The organism is Bacillus oleivorans (assembly GCF_900207585.1).
Classification (GTDB): domain Bacteria; phylum Bacillota; class Bacilli; order Bacillales; family JC228; genus Bacillus_BF; species Bacillus_BF oleivorans.
In genome coordinates this window covers 86,278-100,333 of sequence record NZ_OAOP01000001.1, presented here as the reverse complement: position 1 = coordinate 100,333, position 14,056 = coordinate 86,278, and the positions used below count along the sequence as shown (strand labels likewise).

At 40.3% G+C, this 14,056-nt stretch carries 13 protein-coding genes; 3 read left to right on the top strand and 10 right to left on the bottom strand.

Going from position 1 to position 14,056, the window contains the following annotated elements:
* The first annotated feature begins 1 nt into the window (after position 1).
* Positions 2–805, top strand: coding sequence for an ABC transporter permease (locus CRO56_RS00455; protein ID WP_097156633.1), 804 nt, complete (start codon positions 2–4; stop codon positions 803–805).
* A complete protein-coding gene (locus CRO56_RS00450; protein ID WP_097156632.1) occupies positions 802–1,875 on the top strand; it encodes an ABC transporter substrate-binding protein in 1,074 nt (357 codons plus the stop codon). Before CRO56_RS00455 ends, CRO56_RS00450 begins: the two co-directional genes overlap by 4 nt.
* Positions 1,876–1,936: 61 nt before the next feature.
* Here the strand turns inward: CRO56_RS00450 and CRO56_RS23540 are convergent, their stop codons facing one another.
* From CRO56_RS23540 to msrA, 6 genes are all read right to left on the bottom strand, one after another.
* Complete coding sequence (locus CRO56_RS23540; protein WP_425427163.1) at positions 1,937–2,134, bottom strand: alpha/beta hydrolase; 198 nt, start codon at positions 2,132–2,134, stop codon at positions 1,937–1,939.
* Between the two features lie 103 nt (positions 2,135–2,237).
* Positions 2,238–2,516: a hypothetical protein gene (locus CRO56_RS00445; protein ID WP_097156631.1), complete on the bottom strand. Its 279-nt coding sequence runs from the start codon at positions 2,514–2,516 to the stop codon at positions 2,238–2,240.
* 23 nt (positions 2,517–2,539) lie between these two features.
* Positions 2,540–3,706 (bottom strand): TraB/GumN family protein, encoded by a 1,167-nt coding sequence (locus CRO56_RS00440; RefSeq protein ID WP_097156630.1) that lies wholly within the window; start codon positions 3,704–3,706, stop codon positions 2,540–2,542.
* Positions 3,707–3,853: 147 nt separating this feature from the next.
* The gene (locus tag CRO56_RS00435) at positions 3,854–5,251 is read right to left on the bottom strand and encodes an L-cystine transporter (RefSeq protein ID WP_097156629.1); all 1,398 of its coding nucleotides are present in this window, start codon (positions 5,249–5,251) and stop codon (positions 3,854–3,856) included.
* A 279-nt stretch (positions 5,252–5,530) separates the two neighbouring features.
* Positions 5,531–6,898 carry an RsmF rRNA methyltransferase first C-terminal domain-containing protein gene (locus CRO56_RS00430; protein ID WP_425427145.1) on the bottom strand — a complete coding sequence of 456 codons (1,368 nt, stop codon included), beginning with the start codon at positions 6,896–6,898 and terminating at the stop codon, positions 5,531–5,533.
* Positions 6,899–7,015: 117 nt separating this feature from the next.
* Positions 7,016–7,975 (bottom strand): peptide-methionine (S)-S-oxide reductase MsrA, encoded by a 960-nt coding sequence (gene msrA, locus CRO56_RS00425; RefSeq protein ID WP_097156628.1) that lies wholly within the window; start codon positions 7,973–7,975, stop codon positions 7,016–7,018.
* Between the two features lie 406 nt (positions 7,976–8,381).
* Between msrA and CRO56_RS00420 the strand changes: the two genes are divergently transcribed.
* Positions 8,382–9,551: an MFS transporter gene (locus tag CRO56_RS00420; RefSeq protein WP_097156627.1), complete on the top strand. Its 1,170-nt coding sequence runs from the start codon at positions 8,382–8,384 to the stop codon at positions 9,549–9,551.
* A 399-nt stretch (positions 9,552–9,950) separates the two neighbouring features.
* Here CRO56_RS00420 and CRO56_RS00415 read toward each other — a convergent pair whose 3' ends face one another.
* The 4 genes from CRO56_RS00415 to CRO56_RS00400 all read right to left on the bottom strand — a co-directional run bounded on the left by CRO56_RS00415 (position 9,951) and on the right by CRO56_RS00400 (position 13,828).
* Complete coding sequence (locus CRO56_RS00415; protein WP_097156626.1) at positions 9,951–10,502, bottom strand: dihydrofolate reductase family protein; 552 nt, start codon at positions 10,500–10,502, stop codon at positions 9,951–9,953.
* A 360-nt stretch (positions 10,503–10,862) separates the two neighbouring features.
* Positions 10,863–11,414, bottom strand: coding sequence for a hypothetical protein (locus tag CRO56_RS00410; RefSeq protein WP_097156625.1), 552 nt, complete (start codon positions 11,412–11,414; stop codon positions 10,863–10,865).
* 69 nt (positions 11,415–11,483) lie between these two features.
* Complete coding sequence (locus CRO56_RS00405; protein WP_097156624.1) at positions 11,484–12,476, bottom strand: ornithine cyclodeaminase family protein; 993 nt, start codon at positions 12,474–12,476, stop codon at positions 11,484–11,486.
* A 62-nt stretch (positions 12,477–12,538) separates the two neighbouring features.
* Complete coding sequence (locus CRO56_RS00400; protein WP_097156623.1) at positions 12,539–13,828, bottom strand: MFS transporter; 1,290 nt, start codon at positions 13,826–13,828, stop codon at positions 12,539–12,541.
* Between the last annotated feature and the right edge of the window lie 228 nt (positions 13,829–14,056).

The window sequence follows — 14,056 nt, the reverse complement described above, 5'->3', positions numbered from 1 at the left end:
TTTGGAAGAAAAAGTATCACCCTTAGCCAGAATCTTTTTAATTATAATGTTTATCATCCTCTATGCACCGATATTTTTCCTGATCTTGTATTCCTTTAACAGCGGGGGAACGATGTATAACTTTGATAGCTTTACCCTTGATTGGTACAAGGAGCTTTTTCAGGATACAAGACTTTTGGTCATTGTCCTTAACACATTAGTAATCGCTTTACTGTCTGCTTTATTCGCTACCATTATTGGTGTACTAGGGGCTTTATTTATTCATTCCATCAAAAAAAATCAAGTGCGCAATTCATTTCTTTCTTTAAATAACACATTAATGGTTAGCCCGGATGTTATTATTGGCGCTTCCTTTTTAATCCTATTTACAATTGCCGGAATCCAGCTCGGATTCGTTTCCGTTCTTTTGTCTCATATCGCCTTTAGTATTCCGATTGTGGTATTGATGGTGCTGCCTAAATTAAATGAGATGAGTCCGACTTTAATTGATGCCGCTAGAGATTTGGGAGCAAGTTGGTGGAGTGTTCTAAGCAGAGTTATTTTGCCGTTTATTACACCAGGCATCCTTGCAGGTTTCTTTATGGCTTTTACATACTCATTAGATGATTTCGCCGTCACATTCTTTGTAACAGGAAACGGCTTCACAACGCTTTCAGTTGAAATCTATTCACTTGCACGGCGCGGTATTTCATTGAATATCAATGCATTGTCTGCTTTGCTCTTCCTGTTCACTTTACTGCTCGTTGTTGTCTATTACTTTATTACTCAACGAAATAAACCTAGAGATACGGGGGGACAAAAATGAAGAAGCTTGTCCGATTTTTTCTAGTCATTATCCTTGTATCCGCAGTACTTTTATATGCCATCTCCAGGCTAAATTCATCACAGGGTTTCTCAGATGGCAATACACTAACCATTTATAACTGGGGAGACTATATCGACGCTGATTTAGTCTCACGTTTTGAAGAAGAAACCGGAATTAAAGTTGTGTATGAAACATTCGATAGCAATGAAGCGATGATGACGAAAATCAAACAAGGCGGAACAACTTACGATATTGCGGTTCCATCTGACTATATGATTGAGAAAATGAGGAAGGAAAACTTGCTGATACCATTGGATCATTCTAAGCTTCCTAATCTTCAATATATTGATGAACGCTTTATGGACCTTCCGTTTGACCCGGAAAATAAATATTCGGTTCCGTATTTCTGGGGTACGGTTGGAATCGTTTATAATCCAGCTATGATAGGCGGAAAGGAAATTACAAGCTGGAATGATTTATGGGATGAAGATCTAAAAAATCAAATTCTCCTTGTGGACGGTGCCCGGGAAGTAATGGGAATGGGCTTGAATAGTTTAGGTTACTCATTAAATGATACGAATCCTGAGCACTTACAAGAAGCTAAAGAAAAATTGATGAAACTATATCCCAATGTAAAAGCCATCGTTGGAGATGAAATCAAAATGCTTCTTGCCAATGGAGAAGCCTCGATTGGTCTTGTCTGGTCCGGTGTTGCGGCTGAGATCATGTGGGAAAATGAAGATATTGAGTATGTCGTTCCTGAGGAAGGATCTAACCTTTGGTTTGATAACATGGTAATCCCTTCAACAGCGAAGAACGTCGATGCAGCTCACCAGTTTATTAACTTTATCCTTGATCCGGAAATTTCTGCACAGAATACTGAATACGTCAGCTATTCGACACCAAATAAAGAGGCACTTAAATATATGCCTCCTGACATGGTTGAGGACGAACGTTTTTATCCGCCGCCAGAAATTGCTGATAAACTTGAAGTGTATGAAGACCTTGGCAGTAAAAATCTCGCCTTTTATAACGAACTGTTCTTAGAGTTTAAAATGTATCGGAAATAAAATCAGGGCTACCCTAGTATATAAATTTTGGGTAGCCTCCATTTTTTATAAGATTGTCGCTTTAAAGAGCCTTCAATTCGAGTCCTTTTTCCAATCGATCATAAATCCATTCGATAAAGTCCTGATAGTTTTGCAATGATACAGCATGTCCTTCAGAGTATTCCTTATATGTTACATCTGCACCTAGCTGTTTAAAAAAGTCGTGGTTGGCTTGTCCCGACGCTATCGGGAAAATAGGGTCGTGTTCACCGTGTGAAATAAACAGAGAAACTCAATCGACAGACTGAATCGCATATTTTGGGTTTGCGAAGTTCATATTGTAAAGGAGCTTGCAAATACCTTGCTCCTTTCTCATATAAGGTTTATTTCCTTGCTTTGAAGGCATCAATAAATGCATGCGGAGAATTCTCTACAGTAAAGGAGTATGTGCCCCCGTTTGTATGCAAATAGAGAAGACCTACATTTTCTCCATAGGGTTTATATGTGATATCCAAAACATCTTGAATCGAAAACTCGTGATATTTAGAAACAATTTTATTTGGATACATATAAAGGTACCGTTTATCCTCGAGTCTAATTTGCTCTGTGCCATCAACTTTCCGATGAACCTTAATATACGGCTGAATTGCAATCCAATCCATCAAAGACCCCCAGTCATTTCACATTACAAATTCTCAAAGAATAAACGAATGACATCTGCTCCCCCAATAAATGTTCCAATGGAGCTTCCTAAATTACACAAGACGACAACAAGTAAAATACGAGTTACCTTATTTCGCCAGAACCCTTTGACACTAAATACGTCCTCTGTAAGACTTTCAAAGTCTTTGACTGTCGGACGGCTGAAATAAGCCTGTACAAATCCGGCAAACCACCCTGCTGCCGTAATCGGATCTAACGAGGTAATCGGGGCGGCAATAAAGGCTGTCACAATCGTAAGCGGGTGGCCTAAAGCAATAGCTGCACCAAGCGCTGAAAAAGTCCCATTCCATAAAATCCAGCTAATGGTCTGCTGAAGACCTGCTTCCGGGTTGGCATAAAAAGTATAAGCAATGACCGATAAAAGAAAAATCGGAATGAACCATGCAATAATTTTTGGAGCCTTCGATTTAGGCGGAAGCTTTGTAAGCTGCTTTAAATCATGCTCCATTTTTATTTCTCTTGTTATACCAGGTACGTGCGCAGCTCCTAAAACAGCAACAATCTTTTTCCCAGGGGCTTCTTTAATTTTCTGGGATAAATATTGATCCCGTTCATCAATTAAAGGAACCTTTAGGCGCGGAAAGCTTACTGTAAATTCGTGAAGCATCGCATCCAGCATATCTTGTGATTTTAGCTTTTCTAATTCCTCTTCAGTAACGGTTTCATTATTAAAAATACTCACTAATATTTGCGCGAGCAGCTTCATTTTTCCCCAAAATCCAACATTATGCCAAATCCGGGAAAAAGTGATTTGAATATTTCGGTCAGCTAATACAAGGTCAGCACCAACCTCTTTGGCAGATTCTATGCCTTGAATCATTTCCTGCCCCGCTTGGATCCCAAATTGCTTAGCCATCCTTTTCTGAAAAGAGGAAATAGCTAAATTCATTAGAAGGAGAGAAGCTTTCCCTTCCTTGATGACCTTAAATATATCCATTTCTTTCCATTTATTACCTTCCGTAATCGACTTATATCTTTGTTCGTCTAGTTCGATACAGACAGAATCCGGTCTTTCTGCTTCAATAACCTCTTTTACTTGATCTGCGCTTTGCTTTGATACATGTGCCGTTCCGATTAAGATTATTTCTTTTCCATTGACCTCAAGTCTTGTAATGTTTTCTTCTGACATAAGTACCTTCCTTTTAAGGGGCATTTTAACATTGATATGTTATCGAGTATTTTTGATATAGCCCTATTATACATGAGTAAATAAAAAGGTGGGAGAGGAACGATTGTAAGTTCCACTTCCACCTTTATTCCTAGCCTATGCTTCGTTTTATTTTGCTTCCGCCATTTCTTCCACGATGTCTTGGCGTTTGTAAACTTCTTGGTCAATGTCACCTGTGATTTTGCTAGTTAATACGCCAGAAGTCATAGCTCCGCTTACATTTAATGCTGTCCGCCCCATGTCAATGAGCGGTTCAACCGAAATTAACAAACCTACAATGGCAATTGGCAGATTCATTACAGATAATACAATAAGTGCAGCAAAGGTAGCCCCGCCGCCGACTCCGGCTACTCCGAATGAACTGATCATAACGACTAAGATCAGAGATATGATAAATGATGGACTGGTTGGGTCAATGCCTACAGTTGGAGCAACCATTACTGCCAGCATCGCAGGATATATGCCAGCACATCCATTTTGACCTATGGATAGACCAAATGATCCGGCAAAGTTGGCAATCCCTTCAGACACACCGAAATCTTTTGTTTGGGTTTTGATTGTTAAAGGCAAAGTTCCGGCACTCGAACGGGAACTAAATGCGAATGTTAAAGTCGGCAATCCTTTTTTCACGTAGTGTACAGGACTTAATTTCGCTAGTGATAACAATAATAAATGAACAAGGAACATTAGAATCAATGCCACATAAGACGCTATTACAAAGGTTCCTAGATTTACAATTGCATCGTAATTACTGGTTGCTGCCACCTTTGTGATGATCGCTAAAATTCCGTAAGGAGTTAAGCGAAGAATTAGAGTTACGACTCTCATCACAATGGCATATAACGTATCAATAATTTTGGCAAACATTTCGCCATGTTCAGGATCCTTCCGTCTTACACCAAGGTAAGCAAACCCGATAAACGCTGCAAAAATAACAACCGCAATCGTTGAGGTCGGGCGAGCTCCAGTTAAATCATGAAATGGATTACCTGGGATAAGTTCAAGAATTTGTCCGGGAATGGTCATCGTTTCAACAGTGGTGACTCTTTCCTGCAGCTCAGCATTACGAGCAGCTTCCTCTTCTCCTTCGATAAGCTCCATGCCATCCAACCCGAAGCCTAATGCAGAACCAATTCCAATCGCTGCAGAAATAGCCGTTGTTCCAAGCAATAGTGCAATGACAAGAAAACTAATTTTCCCGATGTTTTGGGTTAGTTTTAATTTCGTAAATGCCCCTACAATAGAAATAAAGACAAGCGGCATAACAATCATTTGCAACAGCTTAACATAACCGGTTCCGACAATGTTAATCCAATCAATCGTTCTGACCGTAACGTCAGAAGTCATTCCATAAACCAAATGAATTAAAAATCCAAATATAAGACCTAAACCTAAACCGGTAAATACACGCTTTGAAAACGATACATGTCTTTTTTGCATCATGAATAAACCAGCCATTAGCAAGAGCATGACCGCTATATTCACGGCAATAAGGAAATTCGTCATGATGTCCCCTCCTATACAATCTTTCTGTTTTACTGAGAGATATATTATTCTAACTAATCCAATCAGTCAAGTAAGAATAACTGGGTTATTTAAAAAAGTTACTTTTTATTTATTATGTCTCAAATCTGAATACAATTACTCTTTCAAAAAGAGGATTTTAATTCTATCAAAAAAAAGCTGTTGAAATGAATCAACAGCTTTTGAGAAGGGATTCCGACATAATTGGCGGGTTTTTATATTTTAGCGTCATTTCTCTTTTTATCTGCGCCAAAACTTATTTCACATCCACCTCAACCCTTTAGGATAATGATTTTTTAAAATGCCATTTGAGAGTTTTCCCCATCCAATTGAATACCCATCGACTTGGACTAAATACCACCCTTTTGGCCCTGCCGCCGGGATTGATTCTCCTCTTAAATAAGCAGCAAGTTCTTTGGATTCTGCAGCAAAATTCCATGTATAGCGAACCTCTTTCCCCTTTAACGACAATGCCATGGCATGAGATGGTTCAAACCGATTTTTTTTGATTGTCCCTAAATGCCAGCCTGGTCGAAGCACTTTTAGGTTTTGAAGTGCAATCATTTCGTCAGGAACCAGATATAATTGATCCCCAAATAACAAGAATTGCCCCTTTGGAGTGATCTGTAATGTCTCCTTTACAAATTGAACATAATCCTTTAGTGGTTTTTGATCTTTTAAGACTTCAGCCTTCTTTAGCTTTGGCGGATCCTCTCCCCCTGTTTTTCGCAGAACCGCGATATAGTGCCCTTCACCCTGGAGTTTATGGGGCCAGAGCCTAATCGTCTTTTCGAGAGCAGCTGTTCTATCTTCAGTCCAGTCCTTGCGTCCTCGAGAAAATCCTTCATAAATATTCGTCTCTTCAATTTCAAAGGAAGGGTTATCTACAATAAATTGACTAATAACTCCCTCATTTTCTTCCGGGGCAAACGTACAGGTTGAATAAACAAGCCTTCCGCCTGGCCGGAGCATCTCTGCTGCTTGGTTCAGGATATCTATTTGGCGAATTGAACACTTTGCGACATTTTCTACACTCCATTCTGAACATGCTTCTGGGTCCTTGCGAAACATTCCTTCACCAGAACACGGGGCATCAACCATAATCCGGTCGAAATAATTCGGAAACCTTTTCGCTAACCGTTCAGGGGTCTCATTCGTAACCACAGCATTTCTTATTCCCATCCGTTCAATGTTTTGCGATAAAATTTTGGCCCGGGCTGGATGAATTTCATTCGTTAATAAAAACCCCGATTGTTTCATTTTACTTGCCATATGAGTCGATTTTCCGCCAGGTGCCGCACACAAATCCAACACTTTCTCTCCTGGCTTAGGATCGACTATTTCACCAGCCGCCATCGCACTTGGTTCTTGAATATAATAAAGTCCTGCCTCATGATATGGATGTTTTCCGGGACGCTCTTCATCTTTATAAAAAAACCCTTCCTCGACCCAAGGAATCGGCTTCAATGTAAAAGGGCTCAAGGTTTGAAACTCTTCTACCGTAATCTTTAATGTATTCACTCTTAACCCTTGTTGCCGTTCCTCTTCATAGCTATTAAGAAAAGCTTCAAATTCATCCTGCAGTAACTCTCTCATTTTTTCTAAAAAATCTTTTGGCAGATGTATCAATTGCTTTCACCTCTAAAAAACCTGATCTTATCTATAGTGGCATTATTCTACCATATATACACATATGAATAACAGCAAGGGTCAGACCCCAATGAGGTCTGACCCTTATAAAAGATTTTATTTATCGAACAAGCTTAAAAACTGACCATATCCCTCTTCTTCAAGCTTATCTTTTGGAATAAACCGGAGAGCAGCCGAATTTATACAATATCTTGCGCGGTCTGGTCCAGGGCCGTCATCGAAAACATGGCCTAGATGAGAGTCTGACTCTTTTGCGCGGACTTCAATTCGTCTCATTCCATATGATGTATCTAACCTTTCCTCAAGATCAGAGCGGCGCAATGGTTTTGTGAAGCTTGGCCAGCCACAGCCAGCATCGTATTGGTCTGTTGAACTAAAGAGAGGCTCTCCTGAAATAATATCTACATAGATTCCGTCTTCTGTGTTATTCCAAAATTCATTTTGAAAAGGCGGCTCTGTTGCATTATTTTGAGTTACCTCATATTGCAGGGGGGTGAGTTCCTCTCGTAATTGCTCGTCACTTTTGCGTTTTTTCCAATTCTCGCGAATAAAACGAGCCCTTCCAGAGCCTTCTTTATAGAGATTATAGTGAAATGGATTCTTCTTATAATAATCTTGATGATATTCTTCAGCCCTGTAAAACGGACCTGCCGGTAAAATTTCAGTAACTATAGGCTTCTTAAAGCGGCCGCTTTCTGCAAGCATCTGCTTCGATTCCTCTGCCAGTTTCTTTTGTTCTTCATCATGATAAAAAATGGCTGTTCTGTACGATATTCCACGGTCATTAAACTGACCTCCCGGATCAGTCGGGTCTATTTGCTGCCAAAAAAGCTCCAACAGCTTTTGATAGGGAAAGACTTTAGGATCATATTTAATTTGAACAGCCTCATAGTGTCCAGTTGTATCAGAACAAACTTCTTGATAGGTAGGGTTTTCTTTATGCCCGCCTGTATAACCTGAAATGACTTCTTTAATTCCAGGCTGTTCATCAAATGGAGAAACCATACACCAGAAACAGCCCCCTGCAAAGGTCGCCAGCTTGTATTGTTCAGACAATTTGAACCACTCCTTTTACGGTATTTATTTGATTTGAATGTCTCCTTTTTTGAAACATTCGATATTCCCATTATTTTCATTTTGCGTTATGAAAAAGAAACGTTTTTATTATTGTAACCCATACGCTCTAAAAAGCAGGTGGTAAAAAGCTTGTTTTTCAATATGACCGATAAATAATAATATTTCCTTAATTAGTCATTATGGCCTTCCATTTGAAGTATGGAGAAACTCTACAAACAAAATGGAAATATTTAAGGAATCGTTTAAGGAACTGTTTCTTTTTGTTAAAATTTGTTTCGTAATCACTCGTTTTTTGCAGCAAACTAGTAAAAACTAGACTCGCATTCCAAATTCTTTTACTCTATGATAGAAAAGAAATAGTCCGTTATATTGGAGTGAACCTTAATTGGAATCTAAAAAAGCTTTACCGATTCTCTTCGCTGTCATGTTTCTTGTGATGGTGGGATTTGGAATTATTATACCTGTTATGCCCTTTTATGCGGAAGAAATGGGGGCATCTCCTACCCAGCTCGGACTTTTAATGGCAGTTTATTCTTTTATGCAGCTGCTTTTTGCACCGATGTGGGGGAGAATTTCTGACCGGATTGGAAGGAAGCCCGTTATAATGATAGGGATTATTGGATTATCCCTTTCTTTTTTCCTGATGGCAATATCCACTCAACTATGGATGCTATTTGCTGCAAGAATTATCGGAGGATTTTTATCGTCTGCTAACATGCCGACAGTCATGGCGTATGTCGCTGATATTACTTCAGAAGAAGACCGCGGCAAAGGAATGGGAATCATTGGAGCTTCTGTCGGGATGGGGTTTATTTTTGGTCCTGCAATTGGTGGCGTGTTTTCGCAAGAAAGCCTACATATGCCTTTTTACCTGGCAGGATTTTCTTCTTTAGTAACGTTTCTTCTTGTTCTATTCGTTTTAAAGGAATCCTTACATATGGAAGATAAAAATAACAATTCTCGTAAAAAAGCGCCATTACTACAAGCATTAAATGGCCCTTTATCGTTTTTGTTTTTTCTTCAGCTATTCATCTCACTATCCCTATCCGGCTTAGAAGCGACCTTCGCTTACTTCGCAGCTAAAAAAGCTGGCTTAGGCTCAGTTGATTTAGGCTATATTTTTATGATTATGGGGCTTTCAGGAGCGATTGTACAAGGCGGAGCAGTGGGAAGATTAACAAAAAAATTTGGAGAAGGTTTTGTGATTCAGATTGGAATTGCCATTTCAGCACTCGGCTTTTTCCTTATCTTATTTGTTGATAATTTTATAACAGCTGCCATTTTCTTAACGATCTTTGGTGTTGGGAATGGTGTGATTCGTCCAAGTGTTTCCTCTTTATTAACAAAGCGGTCAAAATCAGGTCATGGCAGTACCACCGGACTTTTATCGTCTTTTGATTCACTCGGAAGAATTATCGGACCGCCTTTAGGAGGCTGGCTCTTTTCTATTACCATTGGTTTACCTTATATTTCAGGCATTATTTTATCGGTGACTGCCTTGCTTTTATATCGAATTTACACGGTGCAAGAAAAAAAACTTTCGATTGGAATATAGAAAAAGTGTGTCTTAGGGAGTTTACTTCCCAAAACACACTTTTTTATTAGGCTATGTTAAATTCTAATGTTGATTTTTAACGATAAGAAAACCGCCTTGATAAAAAGGCGGTTTATTGAGCTATCGTTTCCCGTTAGCTTAACAAACTGATGTAGGGTTGTCTGTTTCCTTCGCTCATCGTATTGACCTCCTGCTCCACCGTAGGCAGCTTGTCACAACAGGTGGCTCAGCGGAGGAAAGATCTGTCTGTCACCACATTAACTATATCCTACCCTACCAGGTTGGAACAGAGATGCTCCTCGAGATATAGACGAAGCAGCCGACAAATGTTTGCCGGCTTCATCTTGTGCTCGTACGTATTCGTTTGGCAGTGCCAAGCCGCAGTAATCAGCCAAGCAGTCAACGAACGGGCGTATATCGGAGCAGCACAACGCCGGAGCCGAAGGATTTGGTCCCGCTCAGCTTCAGATTCAGTCGATCATGAACTCCCCCCAATAATTGGGGGCCACGTCCGGCAACGATTGGCTGTACCAGGAAGTGATACTCATCCACCAAGCCTAGTTGTGCCAGGGTGGAACCGAGGCCGGGACCGCCGTTAACGACTAGGTTCTTCCCTTCTGCCGTAAGCTGTGGCACCTCTTCGGAAACGGGCCCCTTCAACAAGAAAGAGTTCTGCCACGACACGTGATCCAGTGTCCGCGAGAAGACGTACTTGGGTTTCCGATCGAGCTTGCGTGCGAAGTCGACCATGAATTGAGGTCCGTCGCCGCTGCTGGCAATGGCTGGCCAGGCACTTTCCATCAGCTGGTAGATTTTACGTCCAAAAAGCAGACCATCGGACTGGTCCATTAGGTCCACCGTATACTGGTGGAGCTCCTCATCCGCAATCACCTGCGTGTGGTCACAGCAACCGTCCAGTGTCACATTCATCATCAGGATTATACGTCCCATATGTAGCCTCCTTTATGTCTACATTTTATCATACAACAGCAGGCCCGGTTTCTCTTGGATTGCTAATGTGCACAGTCCGGTCCTGACCGAATTCAACTTTAGTTTAACGGAGGATGGTAGATTAAACACTTCTGCCCTTAGCTTAACAAGAATAAGCAGAAAGCCGAAGTTTGGTGTTCGTGTCGGTCACAGTAAACAGGCACGATTTAACCAACATATTCTTCTTATTCGCCGCTGTATTCTCATATTCCTTGCTATTCAATAAAACGAATCCAAATATGAGGTATCCTCGTTCGTTGCAGAGGGGTATTTGTAAGGTCATTAAACGTTGTTTAACATAGCCTTTTATTAAGTAGTTTGCTAAACATTTTTCCATACGGAAGCATATTTCTTTTTATACTTTGGATCTTCCTCTTTTTCAATTAATTCTAAGGCTATTTGTTTAACCTTTTCATCCTTTATTTCGTCAGACAAATTCCTTAGGCTTTGAATAATATCAAATCGAATTAGTGTGAAGTTTTTTTCATGAGTACTATTTATAAACCGACTTGCTAGAGATTTTAATACCAACTCTTTTTGCACTGTTCCTGCAAGGCCAATCTTCCATATCGATTGCAGACTATGTCTTGCCGTTACGAATTTTTGATCCTTGGTGACTTCCCATATGGCATGGAAATCTTCAAGTAGCCTTCCCTCAGGGTCACTTTTTGCCAAATTGCAAAGAAATTGGACTGCTTGTGACCGTTTGTGGTTATCTCGGTCAGTTAAATTATTCTTCAACCGATCCCAAACCTCATATGCCCAGTCCACTTTTTCTTCAGTAGCAGTCATTATTTGTTGGTAAGCTTTATATTGTATGTTTTTATCTTGGGATTCAAGATCTTGAAAATAAGATTCTATGACTTTATCCATTTATATATCTCCCAATAAAATTTTAAAATTCCTTAATTAAGGATACATAATTCATACCTCGATATTCAATCATCCTATTTCTACAGTAACCCCGATGCCTGCTCTTTTCGCCTTTTCATAAGCAGCTGCTGCAACAGCCAAATCAAAATAAGCCATCCCAACTGATTTGAAGAAAGTAATTTCCTCGTCGCTTTCTCGCCCTTTAATTTGTCCTGCAGCGAGTTCGCCAATTTCCCCATCGATCATTGAGAAATTCCAGACTCCCTTATTTGCTGGGATAATGAAATCCCCTGCCTCATCCTTCACGCCTTCTAGCGTATCCACGACGATCTTCGAACATCGGGACAGTGTCTCCTCATCAACCTCCTGCATATGGGGAAGATAGGAACCTACGCCATTAATGTGAGTCCCTTTTCTGAGGACTTCCCCTGAAAAAACAGGTGTTTCCGAGCGGGTACTGCAAATAACAATTTCAGCCCTTGAAACAGCTTCATCAGCATCATTCATGATCGTAATCAAGCCATTATATATAGGGTTAATCTCTTTAATTTTTTCAGCAAAATTCTTAGCCTTTTCTTTCGTCCGATTGTAAAGCATAATCGACCTTATATTTCGCACCTCAAGAACGGCCTGAAGCTGTTCTTTTGCCATAGCCCCGCACCCGATAACTGCAACATCGGAGGCAGATTCTTTAGCAAGATATTTGGTTGCAATTCCACTTACGGCTCCTGTTCGCAATCTCGTTAAGTAAGAAGCATTTAAACAAGCTAGATGTTCACCTGTATTGGTGTCACTCAACACTATGATTCCCTGTGTGGTTTTCTTTCCCTGGAATGGATTGTTTGGAAAGATTGTGACCACTTTTACTGCCATTTTTCCTGCAGATTCCATGGCACTCGGCATATAAAGAGAGGAGGCATTTTGTTCAGGAAGATCAAGAACAGTTCGTTGAGGGTTTAGAATTTTACCTTCCGTATAATCACGCAAAGCCGATTCAACATCTTGAATGGCGTCTTTCATCGTATAAATGGATCGGATTTGTTGTTCTGATAATAATAGCACGGTATTATGATCTCCCCTTTAGCAAAAAGGAATCGCACAAGGCGATTCCTCCTTAGATTATGTTATGCAGCATCTTCTGCGTCTAAATCTTGGTTATTACGGTCACGGACTGCCGAAACGGCAATCAGTGAGATAATAGATGCCAAAATAATATACAAGGCAACTGGTACATATGAATTGTTATATGCATTTAGCAGTGCTGTTGCCACAAGTGGTGCGGTCCCTCCAGCTACAGCCGCGCCAATTTGGTATCCGAGTGAAATCCCTGTATAGCGCACATTGGTTTTAAAGATCTCAGAAAACATCGTACCAAGTACAGCTGTAATCGGAGCCCAAATAACCCCAAGACCTAATACAGTAGCCAGGATCAGGAAGATAGCCGAACCTTGGTTAAGCAGCCAGAAATAAGGGAACGCATACAGAATCATAAAAATCGTTCCGCCTACATAGAGCTTCTTGCGGCCAATCTTATCTGACAGATTCCCCATGATTGGGATTAATAGGGTTGTAACAATAGTCGCAATCGTAACTGCACTTAATGTAATGGTTCTTGAGAACCCTAACTGTGTAGTTGCGTAGGAGACGATAAAGGTTCCAAAAATATAAAACGGTGCCGTCTCTACTACTTTTGCTCCAACCGCAATCAGAACTTCCTTCCAGTGCGTCCGCATTGTTTCCAAGAAAGGAACTTTTGCGATTTCTCCTTTTTCTTGGGACTTTTTAAAAGAAGGTGTTTCATCAATGCCCTTACGGATCCATAGTCCGAAAATAACAAGCAGGGCACTCAAAATAAATGGAACCCTCCAGCCCCACGTCATAAAGGCCTCTTCAGGCAGCAGCGTCATAATCGATAATGACAATGTTCCTAACAGCATACCGATGGTAACACCCATTTGCGGAATACTTCCAAAAAGGCCGCGTTTGTTTTTCGGTGCATACTCGACTGCTAAAAGAAGAGCACCTCCCCATTCTCCTCCAAGTCCAATTCCTTGTATCAGCCGCAAAACAATTAATAGGATTGGTGCTGCTATGCCTATTGATTCGTAAGTTGGCAGTACTCCCATGAGTACGGTAGCCCCTCCCATAAAAGAAAGGGTGAGGACAAGCGTTTTTTTCCGTCCGATCCGATCCCCAATATGACTAAAAATAATTCCACCTAACGGACGTATGAAGAAAGACAATGCAAAAGTAGCATAAGCAAGCATAGTACCGATAGTTGGATCCTCACTTGGGAAAAATGCCTGATTAAATACAAGGGCTGCCACGGTGCCATAAAGAAAATAGTCAAACCACTCAATGGAACTTCCTACTAAACTAGCAATTAAAACCTTTTTATTTACGTTGTTCTCCATTCTTTCACCTCCCATTTTTATCTATAATAACTAGTGATCATATGATATTACAATAGTAAAATCTCACTTTTCTGATTGTTGTGTTTATTATTTCAGTTAAATATCATCATCTTTTTCATTTACGATAAAGAATTTTTTATCGACGTCTTTAATCATTTATCTTTTTAAAATCAAAAAAATGGATGATAGAGAAGATCGAAGAAAGCAGGTCATTCGCCTTTCAAAAAA